General features: G+C 52.3%; 21 protein-coding genes. 13 read left to right on the forward strand and 8 right to left on the reverse strand.

Annotation, left to right across the window (positions count from 1 at the left end):
* Nucleotides 1-52 precede the first annotated feature (52 nt).
* The 4 genes from ACQ0MK_RS14655 to ACQ0MK_RS14670 all read right to left on the reverse strand — a co-directional run bounded on the left by ACQ0MK_RS14655 (nucleotide 53) and on the right by ACQ0MK_RS14670 (nucleotide 2,480).
* Nucleotides 53-649 carry a DsbA family protein gene (locus ACQ0MK_RS14655; protein ID WP_350041396.1) on the reverse strand — a complete coding sequence of 199 codons (597 nt, stop codon included), beginning with the start codon at nucleotides 647-649 and terminating at the stop codon, nucleotides 53-55.
* A gap of 198 nt (nucleotides 650-847) precedes the next feature.
* A complete protein-coding gene (locus tag ACQ0MK_RS14660) occupies nucleotides 848-1,336 on the reverse strand; it encodes an SRPBCC family protein (protein ID WP_430473245.1) in 489 nt (162 codons plus the stop codon).
* The gene (locus ACQ0MK_RS14665) at nucleotides 1,311-1,667 is read right to left on the reverse strand and encodes an ArsR/SmtB family transcription factor (RefSeq protein ID WP_430473246.1); all 357 of its coding nucleotides are present in this window, start codon (nucleotides 1,665-1,667) and stop codon (nucleotides 1,311-1,313) included. Before ACQ0MK_RS14665 ends, ACQ0MK_RS14660 begins: the two co-directional genes overlap by 26 nt.
* 189 nt (nucleotides 1,668-1,856) lie before the next feature.
* Nucleotides 1,857-2,480: a DUF721 domain-containing protein gene (locus ACQ0MK_RS14670; protein ID WP_350048381.1), complete on the reverse strand. Its 624-nt coding sequence runs from the start codon at nucleotides 2,478-2,480 to the stop codon at nucleotides 1,857-1,859.
* A 69-nt stretch (nucleotides 2,481-2,549) separates the two neighbouring features.
* On the opposite strand from ACQ0MK_RS14670, the gene mutY reads away from it, so the two are divergent.
* Nucleotides 2,550-3,623, forward strand: coding sequence for an A/G-specific adenine glycosylase (mutY, locus tag ACQ0MK_RS14675; protein WP_430473247.1), 1,074 nt, complete (start codon nucleotides 2,550-2,552; stop codon nucleotides 3,621-3,623).
* Between the two features lie 99 nt (nucleotides 3,624-3,722).
* Here mutY and ACQ0MK_RS14680 read toward each other — a convergent pair whose 3' ends face one another.
* Nucleotides 3,723-3,932, reverse strand: coding sequence for a hypothetical protein (locus ACQ0MK_RS14680; RefSeq protein WP_350041391.1), 210 nt, complete (start codon nucleotides 3,930-3,932; stop codon nucleotides 3,723-3,725).
* A 139-nt stretch (nucleotides 3,933-4,071) separates the two neighbouring features.
* Nucleotides 4,072-5,172 carry a site-specific DNA-methyltransferase gene (locus ACQ0MK_RS14685; protein ID WP_350041390.1) on the reverse strand — a complete coding sequence of 367 codons (1,101 nt, stop codon included), beginning with the start codon at nucleotides 5,170-5,172 and terminating at the stop codon, nucleotides 4,072-4,074.
* A 510-nt stretch (nucleotides 5,173-5,682) separates the two neighbouring features.
* On the opposite strand from ACQ0MK_RS14685, the gene ACQ0MK_RS14690 reads away from it, so the two are divergent.
* The 8 genes from ACQ0MK_RS14690 (at nucleotide 5,683) to ACQ0MK_RS14725 (ending at nucleotide 15,080) form a co-directional block, all read left to right on the forward strand.
* Nucleotides 5,683-6,690, forward strand: coding sequence for a BMP family protein (locus ACQ0MK_RS14690; RefSeq protein ID WP_350041389.1), 1,008 nt, complete (start codon nucleotides 5,683-5,685; stop codon nucleotides 6,688-6,690).
* Between the two features lie 175 nt (nucleotides 6,691-6,865).
* Nucleotides 6,866-8,464 carry an ABC transporter ATP-binding protein gene (locus tag ACQ0MK_RS14695; RefSeq protein WP_430473248.1) on the forward strand — a complete coding sequence of 533 codons (1,599 nt, stop codon included), beginning with the start codon at nucleotides 6,866-6,868 and terminating at the stop codon, nucleotides 8,462-8,464.
* Nucleotides 8,461-9,528 carry an ABC transporter permease gene (locus ACQ0MK_RS14700; protein ID WP_430473249.1) on the forward strand — a complete coding sequence of 356 codons (1,068 nt, stop codon included), beginning with the start codon at nucleotides 8,461-8,463 and terminating at the stop codon, nucleotides 9,526-9,528. The genes ACQ0MK_RS14695 and ACQ0MK_RS14700 overlap by 4 nt, the downstream gene beginning before the upstream one ends.
* 11 nt (nucleotides 9,529-9,539) lie before the next feature.
* Nucleotides 9,540-10,481, forward strand: coding sequence for an ABC transporter permease (locus tag ACQ0MK_RS14705; RefSeq protein WP_350041386.1), 942 nt, complete (start codon nucleotides 9,540-9,542; stop codon nucleotides 10,479-10,481).
* Nucleotides 10,482-10,548: 67 nt separating this feature from the next.
* A complete protein-coding gene (locus ACQ0MK_RS14710; RefSeq protein WP_430473250.1) occupies nucleotides 10,549-11,838 on the forward strand; it encodes an amidohydrolase family protein in 1,290 nt (429 codons plus the stop codon).
* A gap of 55 nt (nucleotides 11,839-11,893) precedes the next feature.
* Nucleotides 11,894-12,499, forward strand: coding sequence for a flavin reductase family protein (locus tag ACQ0MK_RS14715; RefSeq protein ID WP_350041384.1), 606 nt, complete (start codon nucleotides 11,894-11,896; stop codon nucleotides 12,497-12,499).
* 172 nt (nucleotides 12,500-12,671) lie between these two features.
* The gene (locus tag ACQ0MK_RS14720; RefSeq protein WP_430473251.1) at nucleotides 12,672-13,973 is read left to right on the forward strand and encodes an esterase-like activity of phytase family protein; all 1,302 of its coding nucleotides are present in this window, start codon (nucleotides 12,672-12,674) and stop codon (nucleotides 13,971-13,973) included.
* 132 nt (nucleotides 13,974-14,105) lie between these two features.
* Nucleotides 14,106-15,080 carry an SAM-dependent methyltransferase gene (locus tag ACQ0MK_RS14725; RefSeq protein ID WP_430473252.1) on the forward strand — a complete coding sequence of 325 codons (975 nt, stop codon included), beginning with the start codon at nucleotides 14,106-14,108 and terminating at the stop codon, nucleotides 15,078-15,080.
* On the opposite strand, the gene ACQ0MK_RS14730 is transcribed toward ACQ0MK_RS14725, so the two are convergent.
* Complete coding sequence (locus ACQ0MK_RS14730) at nucleotides 15,061-15,477, reverse strand: GFA family protein (RefSeq protein WP_430473253.1); 417 nt, start codon at nucleotides 15,475-15,477, stop codon at nucleotides 15,061-15,063. The two genes, ACQ0MK_RS14725 and ACQ0MK_RS14730, sit on opposite strands and share 20 nt — an antisense overlap.
* Nucleotides 15,478-15,656: 179 nt before the next feature.
* Between ACQ0MK_RS14730 and nadB the strand changes: the two genes are divergently transcribed.
* The 4 genes from nadB to ACQ0MK_RS14750 all read left to right on the forward strand — a co-directional run bounded on the left by nadB (nucleotide 15,657) and on the right by ACQ0MK_RS14750 (nucleotide 20,326).
* Nucleotides 15,657-17,363: an L-aspartate oxidase gene (gene nadB / locus ACQ0MK_RS14735; RefSeq protein WP_430473254.1), complete on the forward strand. Its 1,707-nt coding sequence runs from the start codon at nucleotides 15,657-15,659 to the stop codon at nucleotides 17,361-17,363.
* Nucleotides 17,364-17,420: 57 nt separating this feature from the next.
* The gene (locus tag ACQ0MK_RS14740) at nucleotides 17,421-17,870 is read left to right on the forward strand and encodes an MOSC domain-containing protein (RefSeq protein WP_430473255.1); all 450 of its coding nucleotides are present in this window, start codon (nucleotides 17,421-17,423) and stop codon (nucleotides 17,868-17,870) included.
* Nucleotides 17,871-18,040: 170 nt separating this feature from the next.
* Nucleotides 18,041-19,111, forward strand: coding sequence for a diguanylate cyclase (locus ACQ0MK_RS14745; protein ID WP_430473256.1), 1,071 nt, complete (start codon nucleotides 18,041-18,043; stop codon nucleotides 19,109-19,111).
* Nucleotides 19,112-19,255: 144 nt separating this feature from the next.
* On the forward strand, nucleotides 19,256-20,326 hold the full coding sequence (locus tag ACQ0MK_RS14750; protein WP_430473257.1) for a sensor domain-containing diguanylate cyclase: 1,071 nt from the start codon (nucleotides 19,256-19,258) through the stop codon (nucleotides 20,324-20,326).
* A gap of 4 nt (nucleotides 20,327-20,330) precedes the next feature.
* On the opposite strand, the gene ACQ0MK_RS14755 is transcribed toward ACQ0MK_RS14750, so the two are convergent.
* On the reverse strand, nucleotides 20,331-20,951 hold the full coding sequence (locus tag ACQ0MK_RS14755; RefSeq protein ID WP_430473258.1) for a DUF4269 domain-containing protein: 621 nt from the start codon (nucleotides 20,949-20,951) through the stop codon (nucleotides 20,331-20,333).
* Nucleotides 20,952-21,061 lie beyond the last annotated feature (110 nt).

A 21,061-nucleotide genomic window follows, 5' to 3' on the forward strand; every position in this document is an offset into this window, starting at 1 on the left:
TGTGCCCCTGGTGCCGGACACCGTGGTTACGGTATCCGGCATGTTGTTTTCATCAGTCGATAAGGTCTTCGACTTTTTCAATAAAGAATTCTGCGTCACGTCCACCGGCAATGGTTTCACCATCAATGATGAAGCTTGGTGTCGAGGAAATATTGAATTCCTGTTCGCCCTTCATGCGCGATGCAACGATGGCTTCAATCAAGGACTCATTCGCAATGCAGGCGTCAACGGCATCGCCTGTCATACCGCCAAAACGAACGACTTCTTTGATGCCGCCAACCGGATCTTCCGAGCGCGCCCAGGTCATCTGGGATTTAAACAACATGCTCAGCACACCGAAATAACGATCATCACCTGCACATTGGGCAACTGCCGCCGCGCGCAAGGCAACCCCATCAAGCGGGTAATCGCGGTAGATCAATTTGAGCTTGCCGGTATCAATCAGCTTTTCTTTAAGCTCTGGCAGAACTTCATTATGGAACGCTGCACAATGCGGGCACGTCAGCGACGCATATTCAATCATTGTGACCGGCGCGTTCTCGTCGCCCAATACGCGTTCTTTCCATTCTGTTGCATGTGCCTGTTGCGTGCCTGAGACACCAAGCGCAATCAGAAATGCACCTGCAAGAAACTTAACCGCCTTAAACAAGGAAACCTCCGTGAAAACAAAGTTTTGTGATTACAAGCCTGTTGCAGCACGCGAGTCAACACGCACCCCAAAACAGCTATTGCACCAACGAGTCGCCAAGCTGCCCGGAAAATGCGGCAACTCCGTGATCGTTCATTTCATGAAACTGATTCGATAATTTGATCTGACATAGCGTCCCTATGCCAACCCGCTAAGGGTTCAATCGGCGAGCCAGTCAGCAAGACCTTCAAGCGTTTGCAAGCCGTATTCCACCGCACCAAAACCAATGACGGCCAAGCGTCGTTCGCGGGTGGGGTGGAGCTGACGCAAAGTGACCACTGTTTTGCCATCGCTTTGTTCGTCAAAGGTAACCGTCATCCGGAACCGGTCGGGGTCGTTTGGATCGGGTGTGCCATAATCCATAACGATCCGCTCGTTCGGGACGATTTCCAGAAAATACATATGGTTTTCAAAGCGCTGCTCTTTGCCTTCGAACGTGCCCACCATGTCAAACCGCCAAACCCCGCCTTCGCGGATATCGGCTTCTTGCGTTTCGATATCGAGACCCTCCGGACCATACCATTTTGCCAGCGCATCGGGGTTTGTCCATGCAGCAAAGACCTTGTCGCGCGGGTGATTGAACAGCTTTACGAGCACAATCTCCCGGTCGAGAGACCATGTCTCAATCGGATTTTTTATCTGATCCATCATCGTCTTCCTTCGAATCCAGGTAAATCTCCAGACGGTCCAGCTGAGCAGCCCAGCGCCGACGCTCCGCCTCCATCCAGACTGCTGCCTCGTTAAAACCTTCCGGCACCAGTCGACACCAGCGGCTGCGCCCGCGTTTCTCGCTGGCGATCAGCCCGCAATCCTCAAGCACTTTGAGATGCTGGGTGAATGACGGCAGAGCCATGTTGAAAGGCGCTGCCAAGTCGCTTACGGGCGCTTCACCGTCGGCAAGTTTTGAGACCACCGCGCGACGGGTCGGGTCGCTAAGCGCGTGAAACGCAAGATCAAGGGGATTTGAATGATAAGGCATATACCTTAGTAATCGAATTTTCCGGCATCTGTCAATAAAAATTAGGCAATCACCTAACTATTCCCATATGCGTCGTCAGGTCAAAAAATCAGGCCCTATGGTGGCTTCACACTGAGAAACGTTTAATCGGCATCTGCATTGAGCATCTAGTTGATCAGCGCAGCCGCCAACTGAGCTTGCGGATATGCCCTATTTTTTGCCGTCTTTTGGCCGAAGCCCGCCAGTCGCACCGGCAATATGACGGCCCAACCGGGTCAGGACTTCGCGCAGATGTGGGTCTTCAATCTTGGCAATATTGATTTCGCTTGCCTGTGTGATGTTGCCTTCAGGCACCACTGTTGGGCGATGCACCGTACGTTCGGGGCGGGAAATATCGCCCTGCATCATCTTGATCCGTTCGACCGCGCGATACCCAAAATAGGTATTCACCCGATCAATGATCTGAGGCATACGGTGCTGTAATTCGATCGCGACGGGTCCTGTCACCCGGATAACCAATGTTCCGCCACCGGCATTTTCGCCGCGCGGCGGGGCATATTTCACCGGCATGGTAAATTGTTCAAGATCACGTCCGACGATTTCGGCCCAATGCAGGATAATTTCCGTTTGGAAAAAACCGCGTTTGCGCACCAGCGGACGTGTTAGATTGCCGACCAAGGGTGCAACATTCCGCAATCCCATGCGGCGTTCCGTGCTGCCCATCGGTGTGATTTTTTGCTTCTTTTTAACCGCGTTTTTTGCTGCGACCGACGAGGATCCCTGATCCACCCCGACACCGCTTTTCGTATCACGACTATCTTTTTGCTTGCTCACGCCCGCTTCTTTCGTAGGGTCAGTTCAAATTTACCCGTCATTCAACCTGCAACATAACACGGGAACGCCGTGCATTTCACCAATCAGGAAATACAACGCCTCGGCCATACCATGCTTGAATGGTATGATCGGCATCACCGCACGTTACCATGGCGCTCGGAACCCGGCGATACGCCCAATCCATATCACGTCTGGCTTAGCGAAATCATGCTGCAACAAACCACCGTGCAAACGGTCGGGCCATATTTTGCGGCATTCCTGAAACGCTGGCCAACGGTTATCGATCTTGCCAAGGCAGAACTTGATGATGTTCTGCATGCCTGGCAAGGGCTGGGCTATTATGCCCGTGCGCGAAACCTTCATAAATGCGCCAAGGCAGTCGCAGACGAGTATGACGGAATTTTCCCCGATACCGAGGAAGGCTTACTCAAGTTACCCGGCATTGGCCCCTATACCGCCTGCGCGGTCGCAGCGATTGCCTTTAACCGGCATGCCAGCCCGGTTGATGGCAATATTGAACGGGTCATATCGCGGCTGTTTGCCTTGGAAACCCCGCTTCCTGACGTCAAACCCGAGATCAAGGAAAAATCATCGGCCCTGACCCCGTCAAACCGGCCCGGCGACTATGCACAGGCCCTGATGGATCTGGGGGCGACGATCTGCACCCCGCGCAATCCGGCCTGCGGCATTTGCCCATGGCAGGCAGATTGCGAAGGCCGCAAGTCCGGCATTGCTCCTGATCTTCCGAAAAAGCGGAAAAAACCGGCCAAACCAACCCGGGTCGGGTATGCCTTCTGGATCAGGCGCGAAGATGACGCCCGCATTTTAATTCGACGCCGTCCAGAAAAGGGTTTGCTTGGCGGACTTTATGAAGTTCCCGGTTCTGACTGGCGGGCGATTGACGCCCCCGATGATGTGATGCTGTCCGAAGCCCCGATATCCGCCAAGTGGTCAGAACTTGATGGCACGGTCGGGCATACCTTCACGCATTTTCATCTCAATGTCAGTGTATTGGCCGCCACCCTTCCGGCAAAAGAAGCCAATAAACTGGATGGCAGCTGGACAACAATTGACGGGCTGGCGGACTTCGCCCTGCCAACCATCATGAAAAAGATCGTCCGCCACGCGTTGAAGTACCGATAAGGTTACTGATCTGGCAAATATCCATCCAGATTGTAGAATTGACAAAGGCCCGTGACATAACATCACGGGCCTTTGTTTTTTATAACTTGCTCGGCGCGATCAGGCGTAAATATCGATCACCTGTCCACGTCCCTCGGTCGGGGGTGGTGCGGCCTGTTGCGAAGTTTCCGTTTCTGCCGTTTGCTCAATTCGCTGTCGTGCCGGAGAATTCAGATCGTTATTTCCGGTTTCAGCAATCGGCGCTGCCGCCTGCTGAACCTGAACGGGGTTGGGTGCGTATCCTGCACCGCCTACTGAACCTGCTTGCATAACCTACTCCATCTATCCTTACGGATAATATTTAGAGATTAGATATAGCACTTTTTTTCGAAAATGCAAAAGCCGACGGGTTTCTCAACCACGTCGGCTTTTAGGCATCAATGATTTAATCGGAAAATTCCGATCAGGATCAGGCGGGGACCTGACCCATTTCTTTGCGTAACTGAGTGCGCAGATTGTCAATCACAACCAAACGCCCATCACATTTGTAATGCCAATAAGTCCAACCATTACAAGCCTCTGCGCCTTGAACACGCGCACCGATCTGATGGATCGAACCGGCATTGTCCTTGTGACTGATTGATCCGTCTGCACGCACCATCGCCGCAACATTGCCGCGGTTGTCATAGATTTTGTCGCCGGGTGACAGAAGACCACGTTCAATGACCGCACCGAACGGAATCCGCGGAAGCGAGCGTTTCGATTCGGTCAGTTCAAGACTGTCGCCATCCAGCATCTGGACCTTGGCAATCCGTTCACGGGCGGCTTCGGCATAGGTTTCTTCGCGTTCCAGACCGATAAAGTGGCGTCCCAAACGACGCGCCGCTGCACCGGTCGTACCCGTTCCAAAGAATGGATCAAGAACCACATCACCTTGGCGGGTGGTTGCCATCAAAACGCGCTGCAAAAGGGCTTCCGGCTTTTGGGTCGGATGAACCTTTTTGCCGTTATCGTCCTTGAGACGTTCCGAGCCGGAGCAAATCGGCATCAGCCAGTCAGAGCGCATCTGCAGACCTTCATTGAGCTGCTTCATCGCCTCGTAGTTAAAGGTGATGGCTTTTTGCTCTTCGCTCTTGGAACACCACAGAAGCGTTTCATGCGCATTGCAGAAACGTTTGCCACGGAAGTTCGGCATCGGGTTGGTTTTACGCCAGACAATGTCATTGAGGATCCAGTACCCGATATCCTGCAGCGTATTACCAACACGGTAAATGTTGTGGTACGAGCCGATCACCCAGATTGCGCCGGTATCTTTCAGCACGCGCCGCGCCGCCGTCAGCCAGTCACGGGTGAACTCGTCATAGTGACGGAAGCTGTCAAACTGGTCCCAATGATCGTCAACAGCGTCGACCTTGGAATTGTTCGGCCGCAGCAGATCGCCGCCGAGCTGAAGGTTGTAGGGTGGATCAGCAAAAATCAGATCAACGGATTTCTCCGGCAAGCTGTTCATAAGCTCGATGCAATCGCCGACCATAACCTGATCAAGTGGTAAAGTTGTCTTTTGTGTCATGATGCCTTCTAGGTTCCCCCTTGAAATCTTGAGGAAAGCATCGACTGAAATAGTTAATGAAAGAGTTAACCGACTCCGATTTTTTCCTCGGAGTCGCATTAATTTTTCAAGGAGTCGCATTGTGTTCGAAACTGTGCATTCCGTTTATACAATTTTAACGGATATGCTCCAGAAACCGGAAGATTTTGCTCGTGCTTCCGCTGCCCCCTTCTTATCACGCACAGACTGGTAAGACCGAGCGGACTCCGCAAAGCAGGGTACCTATCGCAAATCCCCCCAAACGGCATCCCCCATGCGGACATCACCTTTAAGATGATGTTTTTGCGGGTTATACACGCGAAAGACTTCATTAAAACGCGAAGCCATCCCAAATACTTAGGTCAATCTATAAAAACTGACCATTTGGACAGAACAAGCTTTGCCTCTTTTCTGATCGTGTATACAATCTGCCCACAATCTACGCATGAGAGTTGAACTTCGCAAAACAGCAATAACCTCCAGGGGGACATTATGAAGTCTGCTACATTCGGCCTTTCCCGCCGCGCACTGCTTTCGGCCATGGCGGCCGCAGCAGCCGTCGTGTCGTTTGGCCTTGGCACACCGGCACAGGCCGCAGATCCGCTTAAAGTTTCAGCGATCTACACCGTTCCGGTTGAACAGCAGTGGGTATCGCGCATCCACAAGGCGCTGAATGCCGCCAAAGACCGTGGCGAAATTTCCTATGAGTTTTCTGAAAACGTCGCCAATACCGATTATGAGCGCGTCATGCGCGAATATGCCGAAAACGGGTCAAACCTGATTGTCGGCGAAGTCTTCGGCGTTGAACGCGCCGCCCGCAAGGTTGCCGCCCAATATCCCGAAACCGCCTTCCTGATGGGGTCAAGCTTTGCCCCGGAAGCCGACAACTTTTCGGTCTTTGACAACTTCATCCATGAGCCAAGCTACCTTGTCGGCATGGCTGCCGGTGCAGCAACCAAGTCGAACAAAATCGGCATGGTCGGTGGCTTTGCCATCCCGGAAGTAAACCGTTTGATGCATGCCTTCATGGAAGGTGCCAAATCGGTCAATCCGGATGTCGAATTCATGGTGACCTTCATCAACAGCTGGTATGACCCGCCCAAGGCCAAAGAAGCCGCCTTTGCCATGATCGATAAGGGTGCTGACATCATGTATGCGGAACGCTTTGGTGTTTCCGATGCGGCCAAGGAACGCGGTATCCTTGCAGTTGGCAACGTTATTGATACGGCGGCGGACTATCCGGGCACCATTCTGGGTTCGGCACTTTGGCATATGGAAGCCACCATTGACCACGCAATCGCTGCGGTCAAAGCCGGTGAATTCAAAGCCGAAGATTACGGTAAATTCAGCTATATGGAACATGGCGGCGGCAGTGTCGTGCTTGACGCAGCCCTGCTTCCGGAAGGCACGGTTGCCGACGTCGAAGCCAAGGAAGCAGAAATTCTTGGCGGCACGTTCAGCGTCACGGTAAATGACGAAGAACCGAAATCTTCGATGTAAGATTTCCTTAAATTTACAGGGCAGTTCGGTGTAAAAGCCGAACTGCCCTTATTTGTTTGATCCAAAATATTTTGACCCGCCCCCGTATCGGGTCCCATCATCACTTCGCAATCTGTTCGCACCATCGCCTTATCGCCCCACAGCGTGACGCATAAAAACAAAACGGATTACCCGGATGTCATCTGCTGCGCATACATCATCTGAAAAGTCTCAGGACCTGCTGCTGTCGCTTGCAGGTATCACCAAGAAATTTGGCCCGCTGGTCGCCAATGACGCCATCGACCTTACGGTTCATCGCGGCGAAATCGTCGCCTTGCTTGGCGAAAATGGTGCCGGCAAAACCACATTGATGAACATTTTGTTTGGCCATTACATTGCCGATGAAGGCAGCGTAACTGTTGCCAATCGCAATGGTGATCTTGAGCTGCTTGAACCGGGCGCCCCGCAGGCTGCCCTTGATGCCGGTATTGGCATGGTTCATCAGCATTTCACGCTGGCTGAAAACCTAACGGGTTTGGACAATATTGTTCTTGGCACTGAACCGATTTTCCGTCTGCGTCGCGACCTTACCAAGCCGCGCGCCAAACTAAATGATCTGATGGAAAGATCGGGTTTGAATGTCGATCTTGATCAGCCGGTGCATAAACTGACGGTCGGTGAAAAGCAGCGCGTTGAAATCTTAAAAGCCCTCTATCGCGATGCACGGCTTCTGGTTTTGGATGAACCAACGGCGGTCTTAACACCGCAAGAAGCCGAAAGCATGTTTGCAACCTTGCGCAAACTGGCATCAACCGGGCTTTCGGTCATTATCATTGCCCATAAACTGGCCGAAGTTCTTGCCGTATCACACCGTATCGCGGTCCTTAGGGGCGGTAAAAAAGTCGGCGAAATGACCACGAGCGAGGCCGACCACCGATCCATCGCCGAACTGATGGTCGGGCGCGAAGTCCCGGTCAGTCGGCGCACAGCCCGTGAACCGGGTGAACCGGTCATTTCACTGATCGACGTTACGATTGATCGCGGTGATTCAAGACGATCCCTGCATGGTGTCAACATCACCGCCCGCGAAGGTGAAATTCTTGGCATTGCCGGTGTGTCAGGCAATGGTCAGGCCGCGCTGGCACAATTAATTGCCGGACTTGATAAACCCGATCATGGGACCGTGGAGATTTTTGGAGCGATCGTTATAAAATTCGATGCCCATCAGTTCGCCCAAAATGGCATCGCCCGCATTCCCGAAGATCGCCACCATGACGGCATGGTGGGTTCCATGACGGTCGCTGAAAATATTGCGATCGAAGATGTTAGAAGCTCTGAGTATCAAAAACTTGGCTTCCTTGATTTTGACGCCATCCGCAAACGTGCCGAACATGCCATTGTCGATTATGATGTGCGCTGCCCCGGCCCCGATGCCCCGGCACGGCTGTTATCGGGTGGTAACATTCAAAAACTGATTCTGGCCCGCGTTCTGGAAAAATCACCAAAGCTTATTCTGGCCAATCAGCCATCACGCGGTCTTGACGTTGGTGCACAGTCCGAAGTCCATCGCCGGTTGCTTGAAGCGCGCCAAGGCGGTGCTGCCGTCATCCTGATTTCCGAAGATTTGGACGAATTGCTGACGATTTCCGATCAGATCGCGGTGATCCATGCCGGCCACATCATATCTTCCATGGCGACCGACACCATTGATCGATCTGAACTGGGCCTGATGATGGCCGGGCAAAAGAAATCATCGCATGCCGATACCACCCCGAATTCAGGAGAAACGGCATGATCCGGTTTGAACCGCGCAGCAATCCCGGTGCGTTTTTAACTTACGGCGTTCCCGTCATTGCCGCTGCCATCGCAATCCTTTTGGCCGCCATCCCGCTTGCCCTTGCCAATGCACCGATCCTCAAGGCGTATGGCCTTATGATCAGTGGTGCCTTTGGATCGGTCTTTTCAGTTTCGGAAATGCTGACCCGTGCAACACCCTTGATCCTGACCGGATTGGCGGCAGCCATCGCGTTTCGGGCAAAACTTTGGAACATCGGTGCCGAAGGACAGCTTTACATGGGGGCCATGGCCGCAGTTGCGGTTGGGGCCGGGGTGATTGATGGTCCAAGCTGGATCATGATCCCGATTGTGATGATTGCCGGTGCGCTTGCCGGTGCGCTGATGTTGATCGGTCCAACCTTGATGAAGACCCGGCTTGGCGTTGATGAAGTTGTGACGACATTGCTTTTGAACTTCATTATCTTGCTGTTTGTTCAGATGATGCTTGAAGGTGCGCTTAAAGACCCGATGTCGATGGGGTGGCCGCAATCTGAACCGATCATTGATAGTGCGGCATTCCCGGCCCTTATCGAACGGATGCGGGTTCATTTTGGCCTGGTCGTTGCTTTGATGTGTGCCATTGCGCTGGCCGTTTTCGTTAAACGCACCGTTTGGGGTTTTGAAATTCGGGCGGTTGGTGAAAATGCCGCTGCGGCCAGGTTTTCAGGCATCTCTGTGACCAAAACCATGATCCTTGTTGCCGCCCTTTCGGGCGGGCTGGCGGGCCTTGCCGGTGTGTCGGAAGTTGCCGGTACGCGGGGATACCTCGCAACTGATTTGTCACCGGGCTATGGCTATGCCGGGATCGTTGTTGCCATGCTGGCACGCCTGTCCCCAATCGGGGTGATTGCATCAGCATTGTTTGTCGCATCGGTCTTTGTCGGGGCAGATTCCATGAGCCGTGCGATTGGTGTTTCAAGCTATCTCGCCGATCTGATTGTGGCCATGGCGTTGCTGTGCGTTTTAATTGGCGGTTTTCTAACCCGGTTTAAAGTTCATTTTGAACGCAAGACTGCGGGTTAAGGGGAAAAGACATGGAAATCCTTGAAATTCTTCTTGCCGCAAGCTTCTGGGAAGCCGCCATTCGCATTGCGACCCCATTGATCTTTGGGGTGTTGGGCGCGCTTGTTTGCGAACGAGCAGGGGTCCTTAACCTTGGGATTGAAGGCATCTTTACCGCCGGTGCCATGGCCGGATGGATGGCCGTGTGGCTTGGGGCTGGTCTTTGGGGCGGGCTTTTGGTTGCCGCCCTTGCCGGCGGGTTCTTTGGCCTGATCCATGCGATCCTGACCGTGCCACTTGGGTTAAGTCAGCATGTTTCGGGTATTGGCGTTACGTTGTTGGCCACCAGCCTGTCTTATTTTACCTATCGCACCGCCCTTCCGGACGTTTCTTCGCCCCCGCGCATTACGCCGTTCCAACCGCTTGATATCCCGTTTTTGTCCGACCTGCCCTTCATCGGGCAAGCGCTATTCTCGCAAACGGCAATGACAATCCTTGCCTTTGTTCTGGTATTTGTGACTGGCTGGGTTTTGTATCGCACCCCGCTTGGCCTTGCTATCAGGGCCGTTGGCGATAATCCATCATCGGTCGAAGCACAGGGACTTTCGGTTTATGCCCTTCGTATTGGTGCGGTTGTTGTCGGTTCGGCAATGATGGCGCTTGGCGGGGCGTTTCTGACCATGTCGGCCTTTGATGCTTTCTTCTTTGGCATGATCAATGGCCGCGGCTGGGTCTGTATTGCATTGACCGTATTTGCCAGTTGGCGACCGGGCAAGGCACTCATCGGTGCCTTATTATTCGGCGCGTTTGATGCATTCCAAGTCCGTTTGCAAACCGAAGTCGGGGCATTTTTGCCATCACAGGTTTTCCTGATGATGCCCTATATCCTGTCGATCATTGCCCTGATTGTCGTTGCACGTAAGGCCGATTACCCCAAGGCCCTTCTTGTGCCATGGTTTAAAGGCCAACGTTAAGCGTGACACCAACCACGACCCTAAATCGTTCTTCTGATACCGCGACCACCAGACCAAGGATGACACCATGCAAGCCGATCTGATTTTGAAAAATGCCAATATCGCCAACGAGCGCACCGGCGTTGATATCGCATGTCAAAACGGCAAGATCGTCGAGATTGGCGAAAACCTGAACATCCCGGCGGTTGAAGAAATCGATTGCGGCGGCATGTTGGTCAGCCCGCCATTTGTCGATAGCCATTTCCACATGGATGCGACCCTGTCGCTTGGCCTGCCGCGCATGAACGAGTCTGGAACGCTGCTTGAAGGCATAGCCCTTTGGGGAGAATTAAAACCCCTTCTGACCCCGGAAGCCGTTATTGAACGCGCACTTAAATATTGCGATCTGGCCGTGTCCAAGGGGCTTCTCGCCATCCGAACCCATGTGGATGTGTGTGATGATCGTCTTTTGGCGGTTGATGCGTTGCTTGAGGTCAAAAAGCAGATCGCGCCCTATATTGACCTGCAACTGGTGGCCTTTCCGCAAGATGGTTATTTCCGAAGCCCGACCGCTAAGGACAATGTCATTCGCGCCCTTGATAAGGGGGTTGATGTCGTTGGTGGCATTCCGCATTTCGAACGCACGATGAGCGACGGTGCCGCCAGCATCAAAGAACTGTGTGAAATGGCAGAAAAGCGCGGCCTTATGGTTGATATGCATTGCGATGAATCTGATGACCCTTTATCGCGTCATATCGAAATGCTGACCTATGAAACCCAACGTCTGGGGCTTCAGGGGCGTGTTGCCGGATCGCACCTGACATCGATGCATTCGATGGATAATTATTATGTTTCCAAACTGATCGCCCTGATGGCCGAGGCAGAAGTTTCCGCCATCGCCAATCCGCTGATCAACATCACGCTTCAGGGGCGTCATGATACCTATCCAAAACGTCGCGGCATGACGCGTGTGCCTGAACTGCGCAAGGCGGGGCTAACTGTTGCGTTTGGTCATGATTGCGTCATGGACCCTTGGTATTCAATGGGATCTGGCGACATGCTTGAAGTTGCCTCCATGGGATTGCATGTTGCCCAGATGACATCGCGCGAAGATATCCGGGCCTGCTATAACGCAGTTACCACCGAACCGGCCAAAATCATGGGCATTGACGGGTATGGCATTGACGTTGGTAACAATGCCGATTTTGTTGTTTTGCAAGCACGCGATACGATTGAAGCCATCCGCATGCGGGCCAATCGCCTGTTTGTTATTCGCCGTGGCAAGATCATTGCAGAAAGCCCGATGGCGCAAACCCGTCTGCACTTGGCCGAGCGCCCGGATCATGTTCGCGAACATGAATATGCGCCGGGTCTATGATCCAAACTAAATTGACCGCACGATAGAAACCATCAGTTGCTGAACGGAATGCCCCATGTTCTATGAACCCGGAAAAACCGCCCATAATCTTCCACACGATCCGTTCAAGGCCTGTGTCGCGCCGCGTCCGATTGGCTGGATTTCCACGGTTGATGCCGAAGGTCGCCCGAACCTGGCACCCTATTCGTTTTTCAATGCTGTGCATGGCAATCCGCCGATGGTGATGTTTTCTTCAGGCGGGTCTGTCGACAGCCTGAAAAACGCACGCGCCACCGGAGAATTTGTTGTCGGTGTTGCGCCAAAGGCGATGCTGAAAGAATTGAATTTTTCTTCTGCGCCGCTGCCATCTGATGAAGACGAATTTGAATATGCCGGGCTTGAAAAACTGCCCGCAACGTGTGTCAAACCACATCTGATCAAAGGTGTTCCGATCCATATGGAATGCAAGGTTTTCCAGATTGTCGATTTGCCCAGTGCCAATCCGGAGCGCCCCTGTGCGATGGTCATAGGCACCGTCATCGGCCTGCATATTGATGATGCCATCATTCGCAATGGTATGGTTGATATCACGCTGTTTGAGCCGCTTGCGCGTCTTGGCTATCAGGAATATGCCAGCATTTCGGAAACCTTTACCGTCAAACGCGAAGATTTCTGGAAGTAGGTCTTCTGCCAAGGCATTGATTGGTTTCATTAAAATAACGCTCAACCGCAAACAAACTGTCACAGAAACTCTCTAATGTGAACAAGCACACAGTTCGCCCGAACATCAAACGGGCTTGAGCTGCATGTCTTTGTACATTTTACAGACCAGGTTCTGTGGGGGATTCCATATTATGAAACGGATGTTTGCAGCCGGTATCGCCGGCGTTGCAGCAATGCTTCTGGCCAGCACTGCAATCGCAGGCGAAGCCAAGGTTTTCGAAACAAAAAGTGCGATGAACAATCTTTCGACCGTTATGGTCGAAGGGGGCAAGGCCCGCGATTTAACCGTCGGCTTGGGTTCTGGTGCCTATCGTCGTCCCGGCGATCCGGCCAATATGTTCTATGCCGTTTCTGACCGTGGTCCGAACTTTGTCTGTGGTGACGTTCAGGATGTTCTTGGTGTTGCCGAAGACGTTGTCTGTCAGGGCAAAAAAGTCCGCGTTTATCCGACCCCGGATTATTCCCCGTCGATCTACACCATTTTCCTCAATGACGATGGCAGCTTTGACATCAAGGATGTCATCACCATCAAGGATCAAAGTGGCGTTCCGCTGACCGGCCTTACCAACAAACTGACCGTTGCCAAAACCGAAAAGCCGGTTGATGCCAACGGCAAGCCACTGGAACAGTCGGTATCGTCGATTGATGCAGAAGGCATCATTCGTCTGACAGACGGTTCATACTGGATTGGCGAAGAAAACGGCCCATCGGTTCTGCATGTTGGAGCAGACGGCACCGTGATTAACCGTCTCGTCCCGGCGGGCTCGGAAAAAGATTTCGACGGTGCGGCCTATAAGGTAACCGGCGGCCTTCCAGCCATTCTGGTCACCCGTCAGACCAACCGCGGCATCGAATCCATGGCCGTTTCGCCTGATGAAACCAAGCTGTATTTCATGGTTCAGAACCCGCTGGCCAATCCAAATGCCGATGCCTACAAAGTGGCAAAAAACACACGTCTGTTCGTTTATGACCGTGTTTCGGAAAAGCTGAGTGGCGAATATATCTATCAGCTTGATGACCCGCAGACCTTCCGCAACGATCCGTCTGACAAACAGAACGCACCGCGCATTTCCGAAGTTCTGGCACTGGGCGATGACCGACTTCTGGTTCTTGAACGTACCGACAAAACCACCAAACTTCATGAAATCAAGCTTGCTGGTGCGACCAACATTCTGTCCACCCGTTGGGATGATATGTCGACCAACCCATCGCTTGAACAAGAAAACGATCTTTCCAAGTTGGACCTAATCGCGGTTTCCAAGACCCTTCGTTTTGACAGTGCGGATTACCCGGAAGCACCGAACAAACTTGAAGGCCTTGCAATCATGGGTGATGGCGCACTTGCCATGATCAATGACAATGACTTTGGCATCAAAGGTGACCCGACCAAGGTGATCCTGATCGAAGGTCTGGTTCAGGCTGACAAATTCTGATTTTTAGCCTTTGTTCGGGGTATTTCTGATTAAACAGAACCAACCCGACTGAACACACACAAAAGCAGGAAGGCTGTTATGCAGCTTTCCTGCTTTTTTATTGCGAAAAATGGGCGTAAAAGCAGCCCCATGATGACAGAAAAACACACATTCGATACCCCGGACGGCGTTACAGCCGTCATCGAGCCAATGGACGCAACCGGCTATCTCGCCCCTGTCGGGTTTGAAGATCAGTTGTATAACGAGTTGGGCGATGTGACTGAACGCCACGACCGGTTGATGTTTGCGCCCGGTCCCGAACGGCGTGTTTTCTGGGCACAGAATGTCTGGCGTAATCCGGTACGGATTGCCATCCCGTCAATCAAGGGTGCTGCCAAGCTCCTGAAATTCAATCAGCGTAACTGGGCAATGTTCAAGTTTGACCATTTCTCCCGTGCCAAGCTGATCGAAGCAAACCTGCCGCATGTATCGGCCAAACGTCAGGTTTTTGGCGAACCGGCCCCGACTGCACCACTTGGGTCATGGACGCTGATTGATCCTGATACCATCATCGCAGCGACCGATTGTTCCAGCCCGTGGAAAAACGGCGAGGTCGAGTTTGAAGAAGACAAAACCACCCCGCCAAACCGCGCCTATTTGAAATTGTGGGAAGCATTCACCCGGCTGGGCGTTTATCCGCAGCAGGGTGACAGCACCATGGACCTGGGCGGAAGCCCCGGCGGTTGGACATGGGTTTTGCATGAATTCGGGACCGATGTGATCAGCATCGACAAGGCCCGGCTTGATCCCAATATCGCCAAATTGCCGCGTGTTGATTTCCGTCAGCAAAGTGCCTTTGGCATGAACCCGGAAGAAATCGGCTATATGGATTGGCTGTGCTCTGACGTGATCTGCTATCCGGATCGACTGTTTCAACTGGTCAATCAGTGGTTGGATGCCGGTATGGCAACCAATTTCATCTGCACCATCAAATTACAGGGAGACACGGATTATTCCGCCATCACCCAGTTTGCCGACATCCCCGGATCAAAAGTGGTGCATTTGTATAACAACAAGCACGAACTGACATGGCTGAAGATTCCAGGCATTACCGATCAGACTGACTGAACTGTTTAATCGCCGGATCAAGCGGATAATAATTGCCTTTATCCGCACAGAAAATCTGTCCCGTCACCATAAGTGTTCCGGTATCGTCAAGGGTACCGGGCATGACCGCCATGCCGCTTGACCGCACTGGCCGCCAAAAAATGCCGGTTCCACATAGCTTGCAAAATCCGCGGTCGGTTTTGTCTGACATGCGATACCATCGCAAACCGGTGTCATCAGTCAATTGCAAGGCATGTGTATCAAACCGGCAATAGGAACTGACATGCCCATGCAGTTTGCGGCATAGCTCACAGTGGCACATGACCGGGTTATCGATCTGCCCTTTGATTTCAAAACGGACCATGCCGCAATGGCATCCGCCCGTATGCGACGGTTCTTGCGTATTGACATTGGTCATCGAAACCTCCCCTGATCCGCGCCCTGTTGCTCTTTAATAATCTGTCTGCCAAAAGCCCGATTGCAAGGGCTGCTACGATCCCTCAACACCGCACTATCGTTAAACATCGTACGATTTCAGACAAATATGTTTGAGATTGGCGAAAAGCAGTCCTATTCTGCGCCTTCTGATCGGAGCCGATGTTGACGCCACCGCGCCAAATCCTGCCATCTGGCACCGCCCAAAAGCGATGGGATAAAATGGCCGAAAACTCTTTCCACTATGATGTGCTTATCATTGGCAGCGGTGCTGCTGGTCTGTCCACAGCCTTGAAACTTGCCCCAAGTTTAAAGGTCGCCGTTCTTTCCAAGGGAAAGATTGATGACGGATCTACCAACTGGGCACAGGGCGGGATTGCCGCCGTGCTTGATGCCACTGACAGCATTGAAAATCATGTCCGTGACACCCTGATTGCTGGTGCCGATCTGTGTAAACGCGAAACCGTTGAATTTGTCGCGGCCAATGCGCCGCGCGCCATTGCATGGCTTGACGAACTTGGCATTCAGCTCACGCGTGATCCGCAAGGCGACAACAGTCAGCCGTTTCATTTGACGCGCGAAGGCGGCCACAGCCATCGTCGCATTGTCCATGCGGCTGATGCCACGGGGCGGGCGGTTCAAACCACGCTGCAAAGTGAGGCCGTCAATCATCCCAACATCAAGATTTTCGAAAACTATCTTGCGATTGATCTGGTCACCGATCGCAAGTTTGGCGGCGAAGGACGCCGCTGCATCGGCGCCTATGCGCTTGATCTTGATAGCGGAACGGTAAAATCATTCAACGCCCGCACCGTTGTTTTGGCAACGGGTGGGGCGAGTAAAGTTTATCGGTTTACATCCAACCCGGATGGTTCGACCGGCGATGGCATTGCCATGGCATGGCGCGCGGGTTGTCGTGTGATGAATATGGAATTTAGCCAATTCCACCCAACCTGCCTTTATCATCCCCAAGCCAAATCGTTCCTGATTACCGAGGCCGTTCGCGGTGAAGGCGGCAAACTTCTTCTTGCTGATGGTACGCGCTTTATGGACCGGTTTGATGACCGCGGGGAACTTGCACCGCGCGATATTGTCGCCCGTGCGATTGACCATGAAATGAAACGCCTGGGGGCTGATTGCGTTTATCTTGATATCACCCACAAAGGGCCTGATTTCATCAAGGAACACTTCCCCACCATTTATGAAACCTGCCTTGGTTATGGCATCGACATGACCAAACAACCGATCCCGGTTGTCCCTGCTGCGCATTATACCTGCGGCGGCGTTTTGACCGATCTTCGGGGGCGTACCGATCTTACCGGCCTTTATGCAATTGGTGAATGTGCCGGAACGGGCCTTCATGGGGCCAACCGCCTTGCATCCAATTCACTTCTGGAATGTCTGGTGTTTGGTGAAGCCGCAGCAAAAGACATCATCGAAGCCTTCCCGGTCGAAGACCATTTCAAACCGCTTCCAGAGTGGGACGAAACCGGCATTACCGATTCTGACGAAGAAGTCATTGTCGCCCATAACTGGGAACAGCTGCGCAACGTGATGTGGGATTTTGTCGGCATTGTCCGCACCACAAAACGCGTGCAACGCGCCCAGCACAGGGTGGATTTATTACTGTCTGAAATTGACGAATATTACGGCAATTTCCGCGTCACCAATGATTTGCTGGAATTGCGTAACCTGTCCGTTGTTGCCAAACTGATCATTCAATCCGCCCTGTGGCGTCGCGAAAGCCGTGGTCTGCATTACACAACCGATTATCCGGAACTTGATGAAAGCGGATCACCACGCCAGACCATTCTGGTACCTGAAAACTTCGCGGGGCGCTGGGTGATTTCCGGTCAATGGAAGACCTGATCTGTGGTTGCCCGCCAATGTAATGCGTCGATAAAGAGCGTACAGGAGTTTCCCGGCATGACGACCACAGCCGAACTGATCGGCATCGCCCGAAAAGCAAAATCCCATGCGCCAATGGAAACGCTTGATCGGGTTGACGTCACCACCAAGCTTGGTATCGATGGTGACTACCGCGGCAAATTACGCCGTCGTCAGGTCACCATCCTGTCGGAAGAAGGCTGGCAGGCAGCATGCGAAGAGATCAACCAACCCGATCTTGACTGGACAATCCGGCGTGCGAACCTTTTTGTCCGTGGCATCACTTTGCCGCGAACCAAGGGCAGAAAAATTGCAATTGGGTCAGTTATATTTGAGATCACCGGCGAAACGGATCCCTGCCACCGGATGGATGAAGCCGCACCGGGGCTAAAGAATGCGATGACGCCGGACTGGCGAGGTGGGGTCACGTGTCGGGTTATTCAAGATGGCGTCATTTGCTGTGGTGATCGCGTTAGCACGATTGATTAAACGCCTAACCTCTCTTTAAACGCAGAGCTATCAGACCAACTTTAAATGAACTATAAATTATGGAATTCTGAACATATGGTTCAGAACACGCACCACGTATGGCTGTCTGTGTTTAGGCATTGGTGCACGGAACTTTACAAAAAGCCTGCACCAAATCGGGAGATCGCTTTGTGAAGCCTGCACCTATCCCTGCGAACGAGATGGCCCGTCAAACGTCGCTGAATACGATGGGGCTGCTTTCAATCGAACGCGATCCTGAGCTTGACCGAATCACAAAATTCGCCAAGCGGTTGTTCGGAACCGACATTGTCGCGATATCACTTCTCGACAATGACCGGCAATTCTTCAAGTCACACGTCAATCTTTCTGTTTCTGAAACCAGCCGGGACATTTCATTTTGCGGCCATACCGTCATGCATGACGCACCGATGGCCGTTTCCGACACCCATAAAGACGAACGGTTTATTGACAACCCGTTGGTCACTGGCGACCCGAAAATACGCTCCTACCTTGGCGTTCCGATTTCCAATGAACAAGGCTACAAGCTTGGCACAATTTGCGTGATCGACAGCCACACACGCAACTTTAGCGACGATGAAATTGCAACGCTTCAGGATATTGCCCATTGGGTCGAAACAGTGATCGCACTGCGCTATAGCGAACGCAGCCAAAAGCAACTGGTTTCGGACCTCGACACGGCACAGCGCGACGCACTGATTGATACTTTGACCGGCATCTGGAACCGGCGCGGGCTTGAAGAATTGCTGGAACGCGAAATTTCATCTGCCCATATCCGGAATACGCCGGTCGGTATCTTTATGCTTGATATCGATCATTTCAAACGCGTCAATGACACTCATGGTCATCTGGTCGGTGACAAAGTGATTCAGGGCATTTCAGAAATCATCGCATCCAGCCTGCGCGATCAGGACATTATCGGGCGTTTTGGCGGCGAAGAATTCGTCTGTATTTTGCCAGGTGTTCGTTTGGACCCTATAATGTTTCTTGGTGAGAAACTTTGTCAAACCATTCGCCATCTTGGAAAAGTAAGCAACAAAAATGGTGATCCTGTTGAGGTTACCGTCAGTATTGGCGCAACGTGGGTCCCGCCGCACATCAAAACGAAATACAGCTCCAGTCAGGTTCTTCAAATGGCCGATGACGCCCTTTACCAAGCCAAAAAAGCCGGACGCGATACTGTGTGCTATAAGCCCCTTGATGTTGATCGTGCTTTGGATTAACGCGATGAATCATGCCATGTAATGAATACGCCTTCCAAGCCATTGCAATAACAACGCGCACTCCAAAAAGCTAACTTGATCCCCTGTTAGAAATACCTAGAATTCAGTTTCGACGGGTTACCGATAAACCGGGGGAACGGTTGGATGAAAAAAGCGGCATTGCCCGAAAACGAAATTGCGCGCCAGAAGTCTCTTGAAAGCATGGGGATTCTGACCAGTGAAGCGGACCCGGAACTTGATCGCATCACACGGGTTGCTCAGCGTATTTTCGGTTCAGAAATTGTTGCGATCTCGTTGCTTGATAATGATCGTCAATTTTTCAAATCCAACATCAACCAGCCCAGCACCGAAACCCCCCGTGATATTTCGTTTTGTGGTCATGTGATCGATGGCGACACGACCTTTGTTGTCGAAGATGCCACCCGTGATGAGCGTTTCCATGACAGCCCGCTTGTCACCGGGGTTCCAAATGTTCGCTCCTATGCCGGTGTTCCGTTGACCAACCCGGACGGGTTTAAGATCGGCACCCTTTGCGTGGTCGATAGCGAAACACGTCACTTTAGCGCGGAAGACCTTCAAATCCTTGAGGATCTTGGCCATTGGGCTGAAACAACCATCGCGCTGCGATATGGTGCAAGAACACCGCAGCAGGTCTATGACGATCTTGATCCTTCGAAACACAGCATGCTGATCGATCCATTAACCCGGCTGTGGAATGAAATGGGGATGAAAGAATTCCTCCATCGTGAATTGATCAATGCCCGACTGAAACATGGAAGCATTGCAATCTATCGTTTTGAAATCGATGATCATAAAAATCTTGTCACCAGTTTTGGTCAGGAAACCGTCAACAGGATTGTCCAAGCAATTGCATCTGCCATCACATCTTCATTGCGCGATCGCGATGTCGTCGGCCGGGTCGATGAGTGTGGCTTTGCCTGCTTGATGCCCGGTGTACGTCAGGAACAAACAAGTTTTCTAGGATACAAGCTGTGCGACACGATACGCGAACAATGCCGTTTTACGGATGCGGAAGGCAATCCTGTGCGCATCACAGTCAGTGTCGGCTCAACTTGGGCCGAACCAGAAGCAACACAACATTTCCAGGCAAATGAAATTCTGGATTTTGCCGCCAACGCGATGCGCGAAGCCATCGCAGAAGGCATTGAAAATGTTGTCTATCGTTCTTTGCCAATCCCGGCAGACGCCAACTAACCGTTTATTCGCGGCTCAGCATCAAACCAAGTCGGTCTTTTAGTTCCGTGGGTGATAAATCTGCAAGCCCGGCAAGTGTGATGTATGGATCGCCATCAAGCCCCAGAATCTGTGCAAAGGCGGGTTCGGTCTTAACCCCGGTCTGCTTGAACGCCCGCACCTTTTGCGCAAAATCGTCGCCCAAAAGCGCCAGAATTCTTGCTTCTACCACCATATGAACAAACCCGAACTGTTCTGATGTCGGGCAATCTGTCGCAAAAATTTCGAACGGTATTTCGTCACACGTAAACCGCGCGACAACGGCCTGTCCAACATGGCGGGTTGGTGCACGGTCATGCAGGGCGTAGTCCGGAAAGCCCGAAAAAACGTGATCGGCAATCTGTGTGAACGCGCCCAAATCCGAACATTCACAGAGAATATCAATGTCGGATTCTGCTGTATCAACCGCAATTGGCAGCGTACCCGCGACAACCGGATTGAAGTTGGCCAAATTCTCAAAGATGCGATTTCTGATTATGCTATCAGCCACAAGCGCACCTTTTTCCGATGCACGCTTTAGCCGGCCCAGTCCATAAAACCCTTCGGGTTTCAGGTCATCCGCCCAATCCATTACCATTTGGTTCATTGATAAAACCATTCCGTTTCTTGACGTCACCCCCGACAACGGGGATACCTGATACAACCATCCCGATACGATACGCCAAACATGCTACTCCATGCGTCAGCGGTCATATT

Origin of the sequence: Thalassospira lucentensis, assembly GCF_050516545.1 — a bacterium.
Taxonomy (GTDB): Bacteria; Pseudomonadota; Alphaproteobacteria; order Rhodospirillales; family Thalassospiraceae; genus Thalassospira; species Thalassospira lucentensis_C.